The organism is Chryseobacterium sp. HR92 (genome assembly GCF_045689405.1).
Lineage (GTDB): Bacteria > Bacteroidota > Bacteroidia > Flavobacteriales > Weeksellaceae > Chryseobacterium > Chryseobacterium viscerum_A.
This window is the reverse complement of the sequence record NZ_CP139139.1, coordinates 3,990,540-4,010,476: the sequence shown is the minus strand read 5'-3', so window position 1 is coordinate 4,010,476 and position 19,937 is coordinate 3,990,540. Positions and strand designations below refer to the sequence as shown.

The 19,937-nt window shown below is 35.2% G+C and carries 17 protein-coding genes; 12 read left to right on the top strand and 5 right to left on the bottom strand.

Annotation, left to right across the window (positions count from 1 at the left end):
- The first annotated feature begins 52 nt into the window (after positions 1-52).
- The 8 genes from SFA27_RS18030 (at position 53) to polA (ending at position 10,849) form a co-directional block, all read left to right on the top strand.
- Positions 53-1,231: a hypothetical protein gene (locus SFA27_RS18030; RefSeq protein WP_407294047.1), complete on the top strand. Its 1,179-nt coding sequence runs from the start codon at positions 53-55 to the stop codon at positions 1,229-1,231.
- Between the two features lie 104 nt (positions 1,232-1,335).
- A complete protein-coding gene (locus SFA27_RS18025) occupies positions 1,336-2,007 on the top strand; it encodes a hypothetical protein (RefSeq protein WP_407294045.1) in 672 nt (223 codons plus the stop codon).
- Positions 2,008-2,273: 266 nt separating this feature from the next.
- Positions 2,274-4,772, top strand: coding sequence for an ATP-dependent Clp protease ATP-binding subunit (locus tag SFA27_RS18020; RefSeq protein WP_047373780.1), 2,499 nt, complete (start codon positions 2,274-2,276; stop codon positions 4,770-4,772).
- A gap of 58 nt (positions 4,773-4,830) precedes the next feature.
- Positions 4,831-5,697 carry a lytic transglycosylase domain-containing protein gene (locus tag SFA27_RS18015; protein ID WP_047373782.1) on the top strand — a complete coding sequence of 289 codons (867 nt, stop codon included), beginning with the start codon at positions 4,831-4,833 and terminating at the stop codon, positions 5,695-5,697.
- 348 nt (positions 5,698-6,045) lie between these two features.
- A complete protein-coding gene (gene tssD, locus SFA27_RS18010; RefSeq protein WP_047373784.1) occupies positions 6,046-6,462 on the top strand; it encodes a type VI secretion system tube protein TssD in 417 nt (138 codons plus the stop codon).
- Between the two features lie 468 nt (positions 6,463-6,930).
- On the top strand, positions 6,931-7,344 hold the full coding sequence (gene tssD, locus SFA27_RS18005) for a type VI secretion system tube protein TssD (protein ID WP_047373786.1): 414 nt from the start codon (positions 6,931-6,933) through the stop codon (positions 7,342-7,344).
- A gap of 92 nt (positions 7,345-7,436) precedes the next feature.
- Positions 7,437-7,868: a hypothetical protein gene (locus tag SFA27_RS18000; RefSeq protein WP_264519009.1), complete on the top strand. Its 432-nt coding sequence runs from the start codon at positions 7,437-7,439 to the stop codon at positions 7,866-7,868.
- 146 nt (positions 7,869-8,014) lie between these two features.
- Positions 8,015-10,849 carry a DNA polymerase I gene (gene polA / locus SFA27_RS17995; protein ID WP_264519008.1) on the top strand — a complete coding sequence of 945 codons (2,835 nt, stop codon included), beginning with the start codon at positions 8,015-8,017 and terminating at the stop codon, positions 10,847-10,849.
- Positions 10,850-10,930: 81 nt separating this feature from the next.
- On the opposite strand, the gene SFA27_RS17990 is transcribed toward polA, so the two are convergent.
- From SFA27_RS17990 to SFA27_RS17975, 4 genes are all read right to left on the bottom strand, one after another.
- A complete protein-coding gene (locus SFA27_RS17990) occupies positions 10,931-11,653 on the bottom strand; it encodes a hypothetical protein (protein WP_047373792.1) in 723 nt (240 codons plus the stop codon).
- Positions 11,654-12,142: 489 nt separating this feature from the next.
- Entirely contained in the window at positions 12,143-12,877 is a 735-nt protein-coding gene (locus SFA27_RS17985; RefSeq protein ID WP_407294039.1) for a protein phosphatase 2C domain-containing protein, read from the bottom strand.
- A gap of 140 nt (positions 12,878-13,017) precedes the next feature.
- Positions 13,018-13,416: an immunity 22 family protein gene (locus SFA27_RS17980; protein ID WP_264519005.1), complete on the bottom strand. Its 399-nt coding sequence runs from the start codon at positions 13,414-13,416 to the stop codon at positions 13,018-13,020.
- Between the two features lie 11 nt (positions 13,417-13,427).
- Positions 13,428-13,985, bottom strand: coding sequence for a YdeI family protein (locus SFA27_RS17975; protein ID WP_047373838.1), 558 nt, complete (start codon positions 13,983-13,985; stop codon positions 13,428-13,430).
- 150 nt (positions 13,986-14,135) lie between these two features.
- On the opposite strand from SFA27_RS17975, the gene SFA27_RS17970 reads away from it, so the two are divergent.
- Positions 14,136-14,783: an MgtC/SapB family protein gene (locus tag SFA27_RS17970; RefSeq protein WP_407294036.1), complete on the top strand. Its 648-nt coding sequence runs from the start codon at positions 14,136-14,138 to the stop codon at positions 14,781-14,783.
- A gap of 45 nt (positions 14,784-14,828) precedes the next feature.
- Here the strand turns inward: SFA27_RS17970 and SFA27_RS17965 are convergent, their stop codons facing one another.
- Complete coding sequence (locus tag SFA27_RS17965; RefSeq protein ID WP_407294034.1) at positions 14,829-15,326, bottom strand: copper resistance protein NlpE; 498 nt, start codon at positions 15,324-15,326, stop codon at positions 14,829-14,831.
- Positions 15,327-15,638: 312 nt separating this feature from the next.
- Between SFA27_RS17965 and SFA27_RS17960 the strand changes: the two genes are divergently transcribed.
- The 3 genes from SFA27_RS17960 (at position 15,639) to SFA27_RS17950 (ending at position 19,920) form a co-directional block, all read left to right on the top strand.
- Positions 15,639-17,777 (top strand): S46 family peptidase, encoded by a 2,139-nt coding sequence (locus SFA27_RS17960; RefSeq protein ID WP_407294032.1) that lies wholly within the window; start codon positions 15,639-15,641, stop codon positions 17,775-17,777.
- 71 nt (positions 17,778-17,848) lie between these two features.
- Positions 17,849-18,847, top strand: a complete 999-nt coding sequence (locus SFA27_RS17955) for a polysaccharide deacetylase family protein (RefSeq protein WP_407294029.1) — start codon at positions 17,849-17,851, stop codon at positions 18,845-18,847.
- Positions 18,844-19,920 carry a GNAT family N-acetyltransferase gene (locus tag SFA27_RS17950; RefSeq protein WP_407294027.1) on the top strand — a complete coding sequence of 359 codons (1,077 nt, stop codon included), beginning with the start codon at positions 18,844-18,846 and terminating at the stop codon, positions 19,918-19,920. Before SFA27_RS17955 ends, SFA27_RS17950 begins: the two co-directional genes overlap by 4 nt.
- Positions 19,921-19,937 lie beyond the last annotated feature (17 nt).

Below are 19,937 nucleotides of genomic sequence, written 5' to 3'. Positions count from 1 at the left end.
GATGTTAGTTTTTATTGGCATAGTAATAAGTTGTCATTCAAATAGTCAAAATATGCAGGAATATAATAAAGAGGTTGAGAAATTTAATACTAAAGAACTGTACCCAAACCAGGAGATTGCTTATGAAAAGAATGGAGATGTTGTACTGTTTTATACACCTGGCAAGCTGCATGAAATATATGCAAAGATTGATATTAAATCGGATATTTTTGATATACAAAATTCAAAATTTCTAAATACGGATGATCTGCTGGAGATTAACCATCTCAAATATTTTTCTCCCAAAAAGTATTCTACCTTTTATAAATATCCTATTGGAAGAAGCGGAACGGCAGGAGGTGATTTTTTTACACTCATAGAATTTAATGAACTTGGACTCATTAAAAGTATCGAAAAAAATCTCCCCGATGCTAAAAACAAATATTTATATCACTACAATAAATATGGGCAGTTACTGAGAATAGCTGAAGATAAAATGGTTGACAAAATCCTGCTGGAGAATACTTATGACGAGAACGGAAGACTTATTTCTCAAAAGAAAGATACCAAAGATATACAGTCAGAAAGAGAATTTGCTTATGATAAAAACGATCATATTCTAAAAGAAAACATAAAAGAAAAAGAAATAGCCCCTAATGGAAAAGTAGTAAAGGATGAAGCTTATACCTTACTCTATCAATATAATAATAAAGGGCAAATCGTAAGGAAATATACTGAAAATGAAAATCATATTATTGAATTTCAGTATGACCTGACAGGTAATGTCCTCATGAGTGTTGTTGAATACTATGGAGCTTCAGATAAATCTGATACTAAAAAATGGGTGAATCACTTTACGAAGACAACCTATAGGTATGTTAAAGATCAGATTACCGAAGAGAAAAAGTATGAATATACGATTGTAAATGCTTCAGTTCTTGTAGATAAAAAATGGACTCCAATAACTGTTGAACAACAGAAAATATTAGGCTGGAAAAAATTTAAAGAAGAATCTGAAACACCGCTGTCAGGAATTGAAAAAAAATATAAATACGAACCAGAAGCGATTACTATAGAAATTAATACTTACAATTTTTCTAATCATTTTAAAAATGGCAAAACAGAAGTAAATAAAGAACTTACCAACGCTGAAAAAATCAAGTTTACACTGGATCATAACGGAAAAATAACCCAGAAAGAAATTAATAATACCCAAAAAAACACATCGGAAGTACAAGTGTTTTATTATTAGATTTCTGTAAATATATATCTTCAACAACTCTAACTATTAAATAATCAATATAAAAACAGCTTTTCATAAAAGCATCTCATAAAACTAAATAACCTTCAATATCAATGAATAAAATCACGGATCACCTGAAATATTTCTCCAAGCTATCCGCAGCATTCATCCTCAGTATATTTAAAATTTATGCAATAGGGCTTATTTCTACTATCATTACCTTGGTATTGGGAATTTATATTTTATCTGATCGTTTAGGCCCATCAATAGGGCATACAGGAGCTATTGCATTTTTGATAACGACAATTAAGGCTAAACCTGTTTCAGCAAGTATTTTTTATCTACTGATTATTATGGCTCCATTTTTAACCATTGTCTTTGCCTCAAAATATGCGATGTCTGTAGTGATCAGCAAGCTGCTTCAGGATCATTCCAAAACAATTGTAATCCCGTTTATTGATAAGGTGATTGGAATTTTTAAAGCCAAACAGCCAACCGTTATCCGTACAAGTGCAGATTTTGCAATAGCCAAAGTAAAACTTCTGAATGAATTCAAAAATAGTTCAGAAAACAAAATACTCAAACGGATTTTATCTTACGCTTTAAATAAAATAAAGTTTGATGAATTGAACCTGGGAGACGAAAATGCAGACTTTTCCGAAATTATAAAAACTACTCTGATTCAAAAATTGCATGAACTGGCAGAACCTTCGGCGATGTTATTCTATATCTACATAGGGCTTCAATGGATCAGTTTGATTTTATTATACTTTTTGAATATATAAAAACAAAAAAGAAGGTTTAGGTTAGTAATTTGTCACAAAACTTTACCAACAGAATCATGTTTAAAAACAAAAAAACACCGTTCTTACTTCTCTAATTGAAGAATTAACTATCTTTATCTCGTTTAGAATAAAATAATTAATTTTAGCTACACAAAAAAGAAGGACTTTTGATTCTCTGAGAGAAAGGGAAGAAAAATACAGATCAATACCATCAAATCTGAAACACATACAACAGAACGCAAATTATTAATATAAGAAAATTATAAATGGGAGTACTAGTAACCAACGAAACCGTAAAGCAGCTATTTCACATTGCTCAGTCGATAGCGAAGGAAAATTATAATGGAACCTATGGAGGCCCGCATATTCTGCAGGCTTTGATGCATAAAGATATCGGACTAAATGAATTCCTTAAAAGTATAGATAAAGATCCCGGTTATTTCTATGAATGGGCAGATGTCCGCATTGAAGAATATCCCAAAACCAACCATCTTCCAGATGAAGTAGGCCAGGATGATGCTGTGGATACCCTTGTAGAAGAAGCAGATGATATTCGTTTAAAATTAGGACTGGATGAGATCACACCCATCTGTATACTTACAGCCATTGTAAAACCACAAGTTGTATTTTCACTTCAGCAGCTGAAATCACTTCCGTTGAGAGAACATGAGATTTTCAATCTGTACAGAAAAGATACACCGTTTACCGTTTCAGAAGACGGTGATTTTTCGTCACTATTTTCAAATAACGGTTCAGACTATTCAGATTCTTCTTTTCCTTCCATTAAAAGCTACTGTGTAGACAGAACAGCACAGGCAAGAAAAGGAGAAATTGAAAATATCATCGGTAGAGACAAAGAACTCAGAATGCTGGTAGAAATTCTTTGCCGCAGAAGCAAACCGAATGTAATCATCATTGGTGAACCAGGAGTCGGAAAAACAGCATTGGTAGAAGGATTTGCTACTGAAATCATCAAAGGAAATGTTCCTGAAATGCTTAAAAATGGAACCCTTTTAGAGTTGGATACCGGAGCATTATTAGCCGGAACTTCTTATAAAGGCGAAATTGAAGACCGTCTGAAAAAAGTAATCAATGAATGCAAGAAAATTGAAAAAGCTATTCTTTTCATTGACGAAATTCATACCCTTTTAGATCCTAAAGGAAGCATTGGAAACGTTGCCAACCTTTTGAAGCCTGAGCTTGCCAGAGGAGAAATTACAGTAATTGGAGCTACAACCCAGGAAGAATACAGAAAAATTATAGAACCGGAACAGGCTTTCAACCGTCGCTTTGAAGTTTTAACAGTGCACGAACCGGATGAAAAGACCTGTGTGAAAATGATTGACGTACTTCTTGACGGTTACAAAAAACACCACGGCATTGAAGTAGAAAAAACAGCCATTCCGGAATGTGTACGCCTGGCTAAAAGATATGCAAAAGGTAAAAAACTGCCCGATGCCGCTATTGATTTATTAGACAGAACAATGGCAGCCATCAAAATGCTGGATGAACTGTCAGAAAAAGAACTCAACAGCTGGAAAGAAAGCTATGATGCTATTTTAACAGAAGAATATACAGACAGTAAAGATAAAGCAGACGAGCTGATCTGGACTTACAATTTGTTAAGAGATAAAATAAGCCCAATCCTTTGGGGTTCGTTGAGTGAACAGCCTGCTATTGACAATTCTATGCCGGTAGATCAGATTCAGCAGATTATTGAAGATACGTATGCCGAACTTCTACAGCATGCAGCGAAGAAAAGAGAAAAAGTAGACAGACTGGAGCTGGCAGCAGTAATGGCAGCCAAAACCAATATTCCAATCGGAAAGATCCAGGCTCAGGAAAAAGAAAAACTTTTGAATATGGAATCCCTTCTGCTAAACAGGGTAGTAGGACAGGATCACGCATTAAAAATCCTTTCTGATGCTATTGTTGAAAACCGAAGCGGATTGAATAAACCGGGACAGCCTATCGGATCATTCTTCCTTCTGGGACCTACCGGAACCGGTAAAACAGAGCTGGCAAAATCAATGGCAGAACTACTCTTCAATGATGAAAAGGCCATGGTGCGTTTTGATATGTCAGAATTTAAGGAAGAACATTCTGCCGCTCTCCTTTACGGAGCGCCTCCGGGATATGTAGGATATGAAGAAGGAGGTATGCTTGTCAATAAAATCAGACAACAGCCATATACCGTTGTTTTATTTGATGAAATTGAGAAAGCCCATCATTCAGTTTTTGACGTATTTCTTCAGATTATGGATGAAGGAAAAGTTCATGATAAATTGGGGAAAGAAGGAGATTTCAGCAATGCATTAATCCTGTTTACCTCCAATATAGGAAGCGAAGAAATTGTAAAACAGTTTGAAGAAGGAAAAGTTCCGGAATCATCTTCCCTGATGCAGATTATGTCAAATTCAGGACGATTCAGACCTGAGTTTTTAGCAAGAATTACAGAGATTATTCCTTTTGCCCCGATCACGGAATCTATTGCAGAAAGAATCTTTAATATTCAGCTGAAATCACTTCATACCTCACTGACAAGATTGGGAATTACCTTAAAAATCAGTGATGATGCAGTAAGAAATCTCGCATTAGGAGGATTTAGTAGCAAATATGGAGCAAGACAGATCTCAGGAGTAATCCGTGCACAGCTTGCCAGACCGATCTCTAAAATGATTGTTAGAGAAGAAGTAAAATCCGGCCAGACTATTCATGTAGATTGGAATAATGAGGAAGAAAAAACCAGCTGGAAAGTAGATTAATTAGGAAGCGAAAGGGCAAAAAAATAAATTTGCCTTTTTGCTTATAAATACAAATAAAATGAAAACCATTGTCAGAAATATTTTTACAGGCTTACTATTATTGGGAACTGTTATTAGTGTAAACGGACAGTTTCTTGCCGCTTCAGATACTTCGGAAAGCAGTGTGAGAAAATATAAGGGCATCATTAATGCCAATAAAGATCTTGTAGAATTTATTGAACAGTTACTTCTTCAGAAAGGTCTTCCCAAGCATTTAAGAAACCTGGCACTGATAGAATCCCATTTCAACAGAAATAGCACCTCCGGAGCCGGAGCAGTAGGTATATGGCAGTTGATGACTGCTCATGCTAACCAATACGGACTTACAGAACAAAATCGTACCGATGTTTATAAAAGTACAAAAACAGCTGTCATCTCATTAGGAAACCTTTATAAAAAATATAACAATTGGGTAACCGTTGTAGCAGCTTATAACTGTGGTGAAGGAAATATTGCCAAAGCGATGGAAGCTGCAGGGTCCTCTCAATATCACGAATTTTCTAAATACCTTCCCGGAGAAACCATTAATCATGTGAAGAAATACCTCAATGCATGCTATGCTACCGGAGAACTTCAGAGTGTTTTAAGTAACTATAATTCTTCAAGAATCAACAAAATTTTCTTTGAAGATGGAAACAGAAGAGCCGCCACTGAAGCTCTTTCAGAAACGGAAATTAATGCCGGATTCAACCTGAAAGTTGTCGCTGATGAACTTAATGTAGACATGGATAAAATCCTCACCTGGAATCCCGGTATTGTGGAAGAACTGCAGAAAAAAGGAGAAAGTCCTTTCTATCTTCCGGTTGACCTGATGCCTGATTTTCTGCTGAGAAAAAATAAAATACTGGTTCGTTCCATCAAAGAAGGAGCAAGCATTCAGCAGTAAATAATCTTAAATACAAAAAAATAGCAATCTGTTTTTAACGGATTGCTATTTTTTTTGGAGAATTGATCTGTTAAAATAGGCCAACTTTATACTAAAGAAATCTTAATATTTCTCACTCATGTGGAAAATTTTTCATTTTTTTGTTGTTTTTCAATAAGTTAAAATCCTTTACTGATGGCGTTTTAAGTGGGTTTGTTAAATCCATTGTAGTAGAATTACGACAAGAAATCGTAGAACTACTACAATTTTTCAGATTTATATTGAAAAGTTTTTTTTAGCACTAAAGAGCCTCTATCTTTGCTAAACAATCACCGAATCACAAAATATTAACGATCAAAATTTACAATCATGGCAGAAAGAAATTCAAGAGGAATCTTAAAATTCAACGGAGGAGAAGGGCAGAAACTGTTAAAAATGAACTACAGTGTATCCAGATCTACAGACGTATCAGGACGTGTAGCATCAGATCCTTCTAACGCATTGATCAAAGTAACAGTAGAGGCTACTGAAAAATCTGACATCCTTGAAAGCTTGTTAAACGGTAAATACAAGCCTACAAAAGGAGAAGTGGTATTCAACAAATCTCACGAAGAAGGAACATTAATCACTTTGAACTGGGAGAATGGATATGTAATTCAGCACGAAGTAGACTTCGATGCAATCGACAGCAACAGTATGCTGATCAGCTTTGTAATAAGCGCTGAAACTATTGACTACGGTACTTCTCAGTACGCTGGACTATGGCCTTCTACAGGTAGTAATTAAGCCTATTCATCATCTTAGTAAAAATAAAATTGGTACAGAACAGTACACCCATCCGGGTATACTGTTCTGTTTTTTTATATAGGAGCAAGCTGCTTATGAAAAACGGAATGAAATGACAAATATTTATAGTCTCAACCTGTACATATTTATAGTGAATAAATAGAATGGTTTTAATTCCTATAAAGTTTCATTTTTAACATTTTATTTCTCTTATTGGTGGAATAATTAATAAAATTTTCTTATTTTTTAATAATATTTAATGTGTTTATTTATAATGTGTTATAATTTGTTTTAAGTCTTTTGTCGTAGAATTACGACATGAAATCGTAGAACTACGACATCAAATCGTATAATTACTACACTTTTTCATATTTCTGTTCAAATGCTTTTTTTTCAAAACCAGGGGAGCTATCTTTGTTATATAATTATTGAATAACAATTTATTACTAACGACTAAAATTTACAATCATGGCAGAAAGAAATTCAAGAGGAATCTTAAAATTCAACAACGGTGAAGGACAGAAACTGTTAAAAATGAACTACAGTGTATCAAGATCTACAGACGTATCAGGACGTGTAGCATCAGATCCTTCTAACGCATTGATCAAGGTTACAGTAGAAGCTACTGAAAAGTCAGACATCCTTGAAAGCTTGTTAAACGGTAAATACAAGCCAACAGTAGGAGAAATCACTTTCAACAAATCTCACGAAGAAGGAACATTAATTACTTTGAAATGGGAAAACGGATATGTAATTCAGCACGAAGTAGATTTCGACGCAGTAGACAGCAACAGTATGCTGATCAGCTTCGTAATCAGTGCTGAAACTATTGACTACGGTACTTCTCAGTACGCTGGACTATGGCCTTCTACAGGTAAATAATCCAATATTACTTAAAGAAAAAAGGAACAGTATACCATTGGTATGCTGTTCTGTTTTTATCCATAATTAATAACCATTTATATAACAAAAAAATGTTCAGACAAATTCTGTTTATTCTTGTTTTTACCATGACTTTTCTTTCTCTGCAAGCGCAAAACAGTTCCACTTTATATAAGGGAACTATTAACGGGAAAATGCCAATCACATTGTTCTTTCAGTCTGTAGACAGTGACTGTGGAAGTGGTGTTTACTATAATGCAATGTACAAATATGAAAAAGTGAGCAATTGGCTTGAATTAAATGTTACAGAAGGTGTTCAAAAACAGTTTTCAATGGTAGAAGAACACTTTACCGGATTAATGATTATAAAAAAAGAAGGTGATATGATGAATGGAATCTGGATAAGTCCTGATGGTAAAAGACAGCTTCCAGTACAATTAAAAAAAGTAACCATAAGCAGCAAAGAAATGGAAGGTTACCAAAATAAAATGGAACAAGTGAACTACGAGAACCATGACTGCTAGAAAATGAATGGTGAATGATTACTGCTGCATAAAATTGACAAGCAAAGCGAATTGACCATTCACTATTCATCATCTGAACCCTGAAACCCTTCCTCAAACTACCAACTTTTACTCCTATTTTCTTATATTTGTTCATTATTCAAAATATGGACGCAACACAAGATAAAAGGCTGTTTCTCATCGATGCCTATGCGATGATTTTCAGAGGATATTACGCATTAATCAGGAATCCGAGACTTACCAGTAAAGGGCTGGATACTTCTGCGATCTTTGGTTTTACCAATTCTTTGATCGAATTGATCAGAAGAGAAAAACCTACCCACCTGGCAGTAGTTTTTGACGTAGGACAGGCCAGTGTAAGAACTGATGACTATTCGGATTACAAAGCCAACAGAAGCGAAACTCCTGAGGCCATTAAAATTGCTGTTCCATATATCCACAGAATTCTTGAAGCCATGCATATTCCACGCTTGGGAGTTGAAGGATATGAAGCGGATGATGTAATAGGTACCATTGCATGCAAAGCAGAAAAAGAAGGGTATACCACTTTCATGGTAACACCGGATAAAGATTTTGCACAGTTGGTAACAGATAAAATTAAAATTTATAAACCAGGTTTAAAAGGTGGTGACATCGAAATTCTGGGAGTTGATGAAGTAAAGGCAAAATACGAGATTGAAGATCCTAAACAGGTTATCGATTTTCTTGCTATGATGGGAGATGCAGTAGATAATATCCCTGGATTGGAAGGAGTAGGAGAGAAAACTGCTATGAAATTCCTGAAAGAATTCGGAAACATAGAAACTTTATTGGCCAACACAGATAAGCTGAAAGGAAAACTGAAGGAAAAAGTAGAAGCTTCTGCAGAACGTGGTATTTTGTCCAAAAAATTAGCTACCATTATTTGTGATGCTCCGGTAGAATTCCATCAGGAACAATATGACCTGGAAACTCCGGATTTTGAAAAAGTAAAAGAAGTCTTTGATGAAATAGAATTCAGAAGACTGTATGAAAACCTTTACAGAGCCTTTGCTCCCGCTCCTGCAGAAACAGTAGTGGTAAGCGAGGTGGAAGTGAAGCAGACTCCTGCAGGAACAGAAATAAAAGGACAGGTAATGCAGCTTGATCTTTTTGCCAATTTCGAAGAATTGGAACAGGCTACTTCTACAAAATCTACAATTGAGCAGAACGATCATCTTTATCAGTTCATCGATAATCCGAAAGCACAGAAAAAACTGGTAGATAATCTCCTGCAGCAACAGGTTGTTTGCTTTGATACAGAAACCACTTCATTAAACGAGTTGGAAGCAGAATTGGTAGGAATGAGTTTTTCTTATAAAAAAGGGCTTGCTTATTATATTCCGCTTTCTGAAGACAGATCCGAAGTTTTGCAGACGTTAGAGATTTTCAGACCGTTTTTTGAAAAAGAAGACCTGCTGAAAATTGCTCACAATCTGAAATATGATTACAAAGTTTTAAAACAATACGACATTACCGTAAAAGGAGCGATGTTTGATACCATGATTGCCCACTATCTGTTGAATCCGGACGGAAGGCACGGTATGGATTACCTTTCAGAAGTATACCTGAATTATAAACCGGTATCCATAGAAACCATCATTGGGAAAAAAGGGAAAAAACAGGGCAGCTTCAGAGATGCAGATCTGAGAACACAGACAGATTATGCAGCAGAAGATGCAGATATCACCTTCCAGTTGTATGAGCTTTTTGCACCACAGCTGAAAAAAGAAAATCTGGAAGAGCTTTTCTTCAATATAGAAATGCCTCTGATGGAAGTACTGGCAAAAATGGAATTAGCAGGTATTTCTCTGGATGAAAAATGGCTGGCACAGGAAAGTGTAGATCTTGAAAATGACCTAAAACAGTTAGAAACTACAATTTTTGAACTTTCCGGAGAAGAATTCAATATGAATTCACCAAAACAACTTGGAGAAATTCTGTTTGAAAAAATGCAGCTGGATCCGAAAGCCAAAAAAACAAAAACAGGGCAATATGCAACCTCGGAAGATGTTCTTCAGAAGTTAAGTTCAAAACATGAGATCATTAAACATATTCTGGAATACAGAACTTATCAGAAATTAAAATCAACCTATGTAGATGCTCTGCCTTCACAGATTGATAAAGAAGATAACAGGGTACACACCAATTTCTCACAGACTACAGCTGCTACAGGCCGTCTGGCAAGTGTAAATCCGAACCTGCAGAATATTCCGATCCGAACGTTGAGAGGACAACAGATTCGTGGAGCCTTTGTTTCTGGAGAAGGAAAGAAAATTATTTCTGCCGATTATTCACAGATTGAACTTCGCTTAATAGCTGAAATATCGGGAGAAGACAATATGATCAAAGCATTCCAGGACGGAGAAGATATTCACGCTTCTACAGCAGCAAAACTGTTTAAAATTCCTTTGGAAGAAGTTTCCAAGACCCAGAGAAGCCAGGCTAAGACCGTAAACTTTGGTATCATCTACGGACAGGGTGCTTTTGCATTAGCAGAACAAACCGGGCTATCCCGTACAGAAGCCAAACAGATGATCGAAGCTTATTTTGAAACTTATCCGAAGCTGAAGGAATATATGGCAGAACAGGTGAATAAAGCGCGTCAGCAAGGTTATGTGGAAACTATTTTGGGAAGAAAACGTCACCTGAAAGATATCAATTCCAATAATTTCGTGGTGAGAGGACATGCTGAAAGAAATGCCGTGAATGCACCGGTTCAGGGTAGTGCAGCAGATGTCGTAAAGCTTGCCATGATCAAAATAGACAGGGAACTTGAAGAACAAAAGCTTAAAACAAAAATGCTGCTTCAGGTACATGACGAATTGGTGTTTGAATCTCCGGCAGATGAGATTGAAGCCGCTTCAAAACTGATCAAAACTGAAATGGAAAATGCTTTAAAAACGCAGGTTCCGTTATTAGTAGAGATTGGAGTAGGAGATAACTGGCTGGAAGCACATTAATCAATACAGGAGATTATATCTTAAATAAAAAACTTCCGTCTTTTGGGCGGAAGTTTTATTTTTATTAGGGCTAGGAGACCTTTATTTTTTTTCTACAAAATTGTATGCATTACTGACGATATCGTCCAGAGAAATATTTTCAAATAAAAATTTCTCTTTTTTTACTTGAGCTTTTTGAGTAGTTGACGGCATCTCTTCTTCCATAGTACTAATGACCTCAAGTGTAATTTTACCTTTCATCGGCTCGTAATAGAGTGCAGAGTGAGAGCCTGCTCCCATATTATAAGTTTCAATATAACTGAGAACTAGGTGATCACCAATATATTTGAACTTACTGAACTGATTGCCGTTAGGCCCGATATCATACAGATTGATATTTAATGTTCCTTTCTCAATACTGATGTCTTCTGTATCGTGCATTTTATAACCAGACTCATTGTATTCTTCAGGAAGAACAGTTTTTGAACTTTTAAATAACCGGTATGTTTTATCAGGATTTTTTAAAAGAATGATAGTTTCTCTCTGTGCTAAAGTGTCCTCTTTTTTTCTTAAAACCAAAGCTTTGTCAGGAAGACCATCCTGGTTGAGATCACCTTCGGTTTCATATTGAATCTCATAGTCATTTGAAACAAAATCGGAGATATGCTTTCCTGCTGGTGATCGTTCGTTTTGAACTTGTATACTATTTTGTGCTGAATCCTTTTTTATAATGGTCGAAGAATCTTTCGGAGCATCTGCTTTAGTTTTATCACAAGAATAGAGAACCAAAGAAGACAGAAGTAAAATAGAAATGATTTTTTTCAATGGTGTTTGTTTTTATAAGGTACAAATCTAGCTTTTATTTCCTGATAATGTAAAAGTGAAACACACAAACATCCCAGAAAGATAACCGGAAGAAAAGAAAGCGATAGTGTATATTGAATCTCTGTATTGAATTCATAAGTACTCCATGAGGATTCTCTGTCTACAAATATGGAATAATTCCAAAATAACCAGACAAAGGACAGCAATAAGAACTCAATGCTCATTTTGACCAACATTCTTTTCATAAAGGAAAACAAAGAAAAAATCACAGAAAGAAAAATGCCGGTTATCATTGACATAAATAATGCATCTTCAACAAACCAACATTCCAGACAGCCGCTTGACATACGATCTGAAAAGGTTCCCATTGACCAGTAAAATTGTACAAATGTGATGACGGAAATTAGGACAGCGTTGACAGACAGCCTTTTCAGAACTGAGTAGAACCGATGAGATTTAGATTGTTCCATGATATTCAGAATGTATGAATTATTTTATGATTCTGATGATAGCCAAGTCATCTGTAGGTTTTACCCCATATTGATGTTCCAGTTGTTTAAGCTTTCTGTTGAGCATATCTTCCGTATCGTTGTTGTTTTGATTAATCATTAGATATTCAACAAAGTTGATGACTTCATCAGAATCTGTTTTTTTAATTTGTGAAAAGCTTGAAATACCATCAGTAGCAATTGAAACATCGTCTAAATGATCAAAAAATTTTTTTTGAGACTGCACAGAATACCAGTTTTCAAAGTCTTCATGAAGATGATAGGCTAAATAATCGGGTTTATTATTACGATCAAATTCTGTGATATTTCCATTGATGCAAACAACTCCGTCACCAATGGCTAAGACTAATCCTTCATCTTTTGTGATGTCATAAATTAAGATAATAAGAGTGGTTAACAACTCTTTTTCATCTAGCATCAGATGATTTTTAGCAAATATGATTTCTTTAAATAACCCTTTTATGATTTTTTTGAGTTCCTCTTCCAAACTGTGTTGGTTGTCTTTTTCGTATAATGCTCTGTAACCAGCTTCAATAATGACTTTACGTAAAAGTTTTGCAATGAGTGTTGAAGCAAAATGACTGTCCATAGCTGTAGAACATCCATCCATAACAGCACATACAACTTTATCCGAACTGATTTTTTTGATAAGAAGATCATCTTCACAATGATTAAGGTGATAATCTCCTATTTGTAGGGTAGAATATAAATTCATCAGATGCAAAAATACGTCTATTTTTCAAGATATAGTCTCATTACTTTTGTCCTTATTAATTAAAAAATGGCAACAAGTGGTTCATATGTACAATGAAACCAACTGTTGCCAGTGTTGAGAAAACAATTTTGTTTTCAGTTTTAAATATCGTATTCTATTTCACCCACATAATGAAGTGAATAATCATCATTCTCTACAGAAACAGGATTAGGAATCACAAATCTTGTTGCGAAAATAATGGCATTCACAGGAGTGTCCAGACTTAATTCATTCAGCTTTCTTTCAAGGATTGGAAGCCATTGGTCAGCATAAGAATATTCTGCAAACTTGTCATAAAGACTAAGATTTTCATCCTCAAAGCCATATTCTATAAAATCATCATCAAACCATTTGATGTTCTGTGATTCTGCAAATTTGGAAACATACTGATCGTCGGTTTCTTCCTCTATATAATAATTTTCATCCTCTTCTACAAATTCATAAAAGTCTTCTTCATTCTTGAAATATCCTAACCAGAAGTGTGAAATTTCTTTATCCATAATACTATTTTTTATTCTAATCTTTTTGATTGTTTACTTATATCAATAGCCTTTTCAAGCCGTGAAAGCCTTGTCTTTTCCTGTTTGGCGCTCATGATCCAGTGTATGATCACCTTTTTGTAGGATGGAGCCTGGCCTTCAAAAAAATCCCAGGCAGCCTGATGATCCATAAACTGTTTTTGATAAATCGGATCAAGAGAAACATCCGCTTTCTCATGAGAGTAAATTCCGGATTTATGCTCTTTTCTGAGATCAAATGCTTTTTGCCCTGAATGAGTCATCAGCCCTGCTTTGGTGAGCTCCTCAACTTTCTTTATATTGATGTTGCTCCAGATGCTGGAAGGTTTTCTTGGCGTAAAACGGATAGAATAACTTTCATGATCTATTGACTTCCTCACACCATCTATCCAGCCAAAGCACAAAGCCTGATCTACAGATTCAGACCAGCTCATAGAAGGTTTTCCGCTTCCGGTTTTGTAGAACCCTGTTAAAAGTTCCTTCGCATCTTCGTGGTGCTTCTCAAGCCATTCTCTGAACTCTTCTTTTGTCGAAAAAAATGTAGGTTTCATAACTTTTGTACTTGCCTTTTCCATTTAATCTGTAATATTACGAAAGTTTTTCAGTCCAATAAAATCTTCCTGCCCTAAACAAAGTTTAATGACAGCCCCGAGGATAAATTTTTTATCGTAATTTTATTCTACATTTAAATTGTAAAAAAAATGGATTTTCTTCAGGACCATTACGCTATCAAAAATGAATTGCTGCTCATTCTTATTTCTGTTATTTTAGGACTGTTCATTGGTGCTGAACGCGAATACCGAAATAAATCTGCCGGTCTCAGAACTTTTATTCTGGTGTGTTTCGGAGCCTGTTTGTTTACGATTCTTTCCATCAAAATAGGAGTGGCAAATCCGGACCGTCTTGCAGCCAATATCATTACCGGAATTGGATTTCTGGGAGCAGGAGTGATTTTCAAAGGAGACAATAAAATTGAAGGTATTACTACAGCAACCACCATTTGGGCAACAGCTTCAATAGGAATGGCGGTAGGTTCCGGGTATGTTTACATTGCCCTGTTGGGAACCGCTTTGGTATTGATCGTATTGAGTGCTCTTACCTACCTTCAGAGCTTTATTGATAATTATAATAAAGTAAGGGAATACAAAATTGCTCTGGCAAATTCCAAAGATGTTCAATATTGTGAAACTGTCTTTAAAGAACACCATTTAAGATACCAGATGCTTAAACAACAGTACTCACAGGAAAGTTTTACTGTTATCTGGAGACTTACCGGAAAAAACAGCCATCATGAAGAAGTTATCAAACGTCTGGTGGATGATCCGAAGATTACAGCCTATCAGTTTTAAATGACGTAAGAGCAAAAAAATAAAGGCTGAAGCCTTTATTTTTATTTATTTTTTCTTGAAAATATAGAAGTCTTTGTTGGGTCCGTCAATCTCTTTTCCTTCAAGATCAAGGGCGATAAGTTTATTTTCTCCTACTTTGTATTTTCCTTTTACTTCTTTTCCTTTCAAAGTAATTACACTTCCTTCAGCATCCCATTCAAAAGTACCCTTATCTTTATTTTCATTTTTGGGCTTTCCGGCAGCAACAATATACTTATCTTCATAATTAAAGGTATTATCTTTATTTAAAGTTATGGTTGTCTTGATTCCCTGGCAATCTGCACAAGGTAAAGTAGCCTCATAAGTACCATTCCAGTTCAAAGAAGTCTTAGAATTATGGGAATCCTTAACTGCTGTTACAGCACTGTCTGCAGATACTGGCTCTGCAGTTGCCTGAATTGCTGTGGAATCAGTGGTACTTGTTGATACCTCTTGTTTTGTTGCTTTTGAGCATGAAGCAAGAAGCGCAATTGCTGCGAATCCTAAAATTTGAATTTGTTTCATTTGTGAATATTTTAAATATTAATAATTAAGTTTTAATTCTTTAACAAAAAACAAGCCATTCTGAAGACTTTAGTTTAATTTTAATAATTGTTAAAATGTAAATAAATCTTTAATTTTCAAACAAATATTCAATAAATCAATCAAATATAATAATAATGTGTAATTTATAAATTGTTATATTGTGAGTTAAATATATGTTTTTTTTAACAAATTTTCCTCAGTATTCCAATTCGATAAAAACGAATACCTGATCACTCCAGATTTCCAATTTCATTTCCTTTTTTCTTTGTAAATTGGGGCAAAATTTTGATTATGACAAAAAAGATACTTTTATCTGTATTTCTTTTGCCAGCTGCAATGGCATTTGCGCAACAATATGGCGGAATGTGGATTCCTACAGAGCTGAATGAAAAGGAAATGAAGGATTTGGGAATGAAGATTTCTGCAAAAGATATTTTCAACCCTCAGAAACCAAGCATAAAGGATGCAGTAGTACAGTTTAACGGCGGATGTACTGCAGAAATTATTTCGCCTAAAGGATTGCTTTTAACCAATCATCACTGTGGTTTCGGTCAGATCCAGGCACATTCTACCGTTCAGAATGACCTTCTTTCAAACGGATTCTGGGCAAAAAATACACAAGGAGAGCTTCCTAATCCGGGAGTAAAAGTAGATTTTATTGTAGATATAAAAGAAGTTACTGATCAGATTTTAGAAGGTACGGACAACCTAACGGAGCCGGAACTTACCAAAAGGATCAACAACAATATTGAGGTTTACAAAAACTCTCAGAAAATTGAATCTTACCAGTCGATCATGGTAAAGCCTATGTATTATGGAAACAAATACTATGCTTACACCATTGAAACTTATAAAGACATCCGTCTTGTAGGAGCTCCGCCTCAAAGCATCGGAAAATTCGGAAGTGATACAGACAACTGGGTTTGGCCTAGACATACCGGAGATTTCTCTATGTTCAGAATCTATGCAGACAAGAATAATAAGCCTGCAGAATATTCAAAAGACAACGTACCTTACGTTCCAAAACACTACTTACCGGTTTCTATAAAAGATAAAAATGAAAACGATTTTACTTTTGTATTCGGATTCCCGGGAAAAACTACAGAATATCTTCCTGCAGTAGGTGTAGAGAAAATCATGAAGGATATTGATCCTGCAAGAATTGCTGTACGTGATGTGGCTTTAAAAACATTAGACGAAAAAATGCGTGTTGATAATGAAACACGTATCAAGTATGCTTCAAAATACGCTTCAGTAGCCAACTATTGGAAAAAATGGATCGGTGAAGTAGAAGGATTGAAAAAATCCAATGCTGTAGAAAAGAAAGTAATGTATGAAGGTTCTTTGGTAGCTAAAAATCCGGAGATCAAAACTACTTTGGACCAGCTGAATAAACTTTACAATGATCAGGCTCCTTATGCATTAAACAATGCTTACTACACAGAAGTAATCAGAAATGCAGAGACTTTGAAACTTGCAGGTGATTATTATGATTTCATAGCATCTGTAGAAGCAGGAAGAATGGATGAAAAGGAACTTTCAAAGTTAAAAACAAAATTAACTTCTTTCTATAAAGACTACAGTGCAGAGCTTGATGCTAAGGTAACTGCAAAGCTATTGGCTTTATACGTTAATAAAACGGCACCTCAGTTTTTGCCGGCAGGATTCAGCAAATATAAAGATGAAAGCCCGAATATTCCTGTAATAGAAGATATGTCTAAAAACTCTATCATCACAGGAAGAACTGCTGTGAATGGAGGAACATTGACTACAGATATTGATAAAGCGTTTTCTAACCAGGATAAACTGATCAAGACTTTAAAGAAAGATCCTATCTACCAGCTGTATGTTGCTATGAAAGAAACGTACATGAAAACTGCAGATCCTCAGTATACTTCAATGCAGGCAAAAATTGATGCATTACAGAAAAAGTTTATGGCTCAGCAGATGCAGACGGATAAAGACAGAAAATTCTTCCCGGATGCTAACTCAACGCTTCGTGTAACGTATGGTAAAGTAAAAGGGTCTGCTCCTAGAGATGCAGTTTCTTACGGGTATCAGACTCACCTGGCAGGAGTAATGGAAAAATATGTTCCTGGGGATTATGAATTTGATGTTCCCAAAAAACTGATTGATCTTTATAACAAAAAAGATTTTGGAAATTATAAGGATAAAACGGGTGATGTTCCTGTAGGATTCACTGCAACAAACCATACAACAGGAGGAAACTCTGGAAGTCCTGCGCTTGATGCGAACGGAAACCTTGTAGGATTGAATTTTGACAGACAGTGGGAAGGAACAATGAGTGATATCAACTATGACCCACGTTTCAGCAGAAACATCATGGTAGATACAAAATATATTCTTTTCATCATCGAGAAGTTCGCTGATTCAAGGTGGCTTGTTGATGAAATGAAGATCATAAAATAATTTTAAAAGTTATACCTTTAAGAATCTATTTGAATTTAATTTTGAATAGATTCTTTTTTATTTAAAATAGGATGAAAGACAGGATCATCAATGTTTTGGCAGCTTTTGAATCTGAGAATATCGGGAAATCATTTCCGCTGGATTATTGTCTGCCGCTTTATCACAGTGTTTCAGACAAAGAACTTCCTCATTTAAAACATGTGATCCGTTATAAGACGACTCAACAGTTTGAAGACGATCTGGATCATATTGCAAAGAATTTTCAATTTGTAGATTGGCAGGAGTTTAAAGAATTTACGTCCGGGAATTTCAAATCTCAGAAAAAGATTGCTTTGCTTACTTTTGATGACGGCTTCAGAGAATTCTATGATGTTGTAGCTCCCATTTTGGAACGAAAGGGAATTTATGCCTGCAATTTTATCAATCCTGCTTTCATAGACAATAAAGATATGATGTTCAGATGCAAAGCGAGCCTTCTTGCCGATGCTGCTGAAAAAATGAAAACCATAGATCCTGAAATTTATTTTATCCTATCATTGAAAAATATTGATAGGCGCGGTTTACAAAAGAAGATTTTATCTATAAATTATCAGGGAAAAGATATTTTGGATAGGCTTGCTGAAAAGTTAGAGGTAGATTTTAAAGCGTATTCAAAAGAACATCAACCTTATTTAAGTACAGAAGAACTAAAAATGCTTACCAGAAAAGGTTTTGGAATCTCTTCTCACAGCTGGGATCACCCGAAATATGGAGATTTATCTTTGAAAGACCAGATGGAAACTACGGATAAAACTTTTGCTTATTTAAAAGAAAATAGTTTCCTCTATGAAAGCTTTGCATTTCCGTTTACAGATTTTGAAGTAAGGAAAGATTTTTTTGATGAGCTCTTTAAAAATGAAGAAATCTATTGCAGCTTTGGTTGCGCTGGTATAAAACTGGACAGTGTAAAGAGAAATTTTCAAAGGATTCCAATGGAAATGGGTGAGAGCGGAGAACAGATTCTGAAAAAAGAAACTGCTTATTTCAAACTGAAGAGACTGATTAATAAAAATACCATTCTGAGAAAATGATAGTGCTGAGAACATTCAACAGAAAAGAGCTGGAAGATTTTATATTCTCCGGAGATTTTCAGCAATATGATTTTCTTCCTATTACAAAACATCGTGCATTGTCACATATTCAGAATCCTAAGGCGACAGAGGAAGACACCCTTCTTATTCTGGCATTTTTTGAAGAAAAGCTTATTGGTTATGTAGGATGTTTTCCGGATTGCTTTGAGGTTGATGGAAAGGAAATCCGCTATGCCTGGCTTAGTACCTTGTATGTAAACCCGGAATACAGAAAGAAAAGGCCGGCGAAAGCATTACTGAAAAGAGTTTTTGAAGAATACGAAGGCAGAATTGCCATCACAGAATTCACCAAAGAAGCAGAAGCACTCTACAATATTATGGGTGTTTTTGAATATGTCTTTCCTAAAGAAGGGAAACGCTATTATTTCAGAACCGATGCTGCTAAAATGATTCCTGAAAAGAAACCGGGAACAAAACCATTGAAACCTCTTTTTCACACTCTGGATGCTGCTGCCAATTTATTAATCTCAATAAAGAGCTTACCGGTACAGAAACCGGATTTCAAATATGAAGTTCTTTATCGTATTGATAAAGAAAGTGCAGACTTTATCAATGGATTTTCAGGGATACGTAATGCAGATGAAATTAATACTTTTATAGAAAACCCCTGGGTCCTGGAAGGTAAAAAAGATGAGAAATACCTGTTTTCAAGTTTTGCTGACAGCTTTAAATATTTCTGGATTAAAATTTGGGATCAGAATAATAAACTTACATCTTGTTTTCTGTTGCAGCTCCGTGATGGCTATCTTAAAATCCCTTACCTTTTTGCGGATGATAATTTAGATGAGGTTGTCCGGGTTTTAAATTATTTTATTGTTACTCATAAAGTAAAAGGTTTTACCTCTTATCAAACTGTATTGAATAAGAAAATACAACAATCAAAAACATTTTCTCATATCTATGACCGTGATTTTAAAAGAGAATACCTGTTTCATAAACAGCTGTTGGAATTACTTCCGGACAATTTTAACCCCAACTATCAGGATGGGGACGGGGATTGTATGATGACGTAAAAAAATTATAAATTATA

Excerpts from the sequence above, each read along its gene's own strand:
- SFA27_RS18030 (WP_407294047.1), top strand. The coding sequence starts at position 53 with ATGCAGGAATATAATAAAGAGGTTGAGAAATTTAATACTAAAGAACTG.
- SFA27_RS18025 (WP_407294045.1), top strand. The coding sequence starts at position 1,336 with ATGAATAAAATCACGGATCACCTGAAATATTTCTCCAAGCTATCCGCA.
- SFA27_RS18020 (WP_047373780.1), top strand. The coding sequence starts at position 2,274 with ATGGGAGTACTAGTAACCAACGAAACCGTAAAGCAGCTATTTCACATT.
- SFA27_RS18015 (WP_047373782.1), top strand. The coding sequence starts at position 4,831 with ATGAAAACCATTGTCAGAAATATTTTTACAGGCTTACTATTATTGGGA.
- tssD (WP_047373784.1), top strand. The coding sequence starts at position 6,046 with ATGGCAGAAAGAAATTCAAGAGGAATCTTAAAATTCAACGGAGGAGAA.
- tssD (WP_047373786.1), top strand. The coding sequence starts at position 6,931 with ATGGCAGAAAGAAATTCAAGAGGAATCTTAAAATTCAACAACGGTGAA.
- SFA27_RS18000 (WP_264519009.1), top strand. The coding sequence starts at position 7,437 with ATGTTCAGACAAATTCTGTTTATTCTTGTTTTTACCATGACTTTTCTT.
- polA (WP_264519008.1), top strand. The coding sequence starts at position 8,015 with ATGGACGCAACACAAGATAAAAGGCTGTTTCTCATCGATGCCTATGCG.
- SFA27_RS17985 (WP_407294039.1), bottom strand. The coding sequence starts at position 12,877 with ATGAATTTATATTCTACCCTACAAATAGGAGATTATCACCTTAATCAT.
- SFA27_RS17980 (WP_264519005.1), bottom strand. The coding sequence starts at position 13,416 with ATGGATAAAGAAATTTCACACTTCTGGTTAGGATATTTCAAGAATGAA.
- SFA27_RS17975 (WP_047373838.1), bottom strand. The coding sequence starts at position 13,985 with ATGAAACCTACATTTTTTTCGACAAAAGAAGAGTTCAGAGAATGGCTT.
- SFA27_RS17970 (WP_407294036.1), top strand. The coding sequence starts at position 14,136 with ATGGATTTTCTTCAGGACCATTACGCTATCAAAAATGAATTGCTGCTC.
- SFA27_RS17965 (WP_407294034.1), bottom strand. The coding sequence starts at position 15,326 with ATGAAACAAATTCAAATTTTAGGATTCGCAGCAATTGCGCTTCTTGCT.
- SFA27_RS17960 (WP_407294032.1), top strand. The coding sequence starts at position 15,639 with ATGACAAAAAAGATACTTTTATCTGTATTTCTTTTGCCAGCTGCAATG.
- SFA27_RS17955 (WP_407294029.1), top strand. The coding sequence starts at position 17,849 with ATGAAAGACAGGATCATCAATGTTTTGGCAGCTTTTGAATCTGAGAAT.
- SFA27_RS17950 (WP_407294027.1), top strand. The coding sequence starts at position 18,844 with ATGATAGTGCTGAGAACATTCAACAGAAAAGAGCTGGAAGATTTTATA.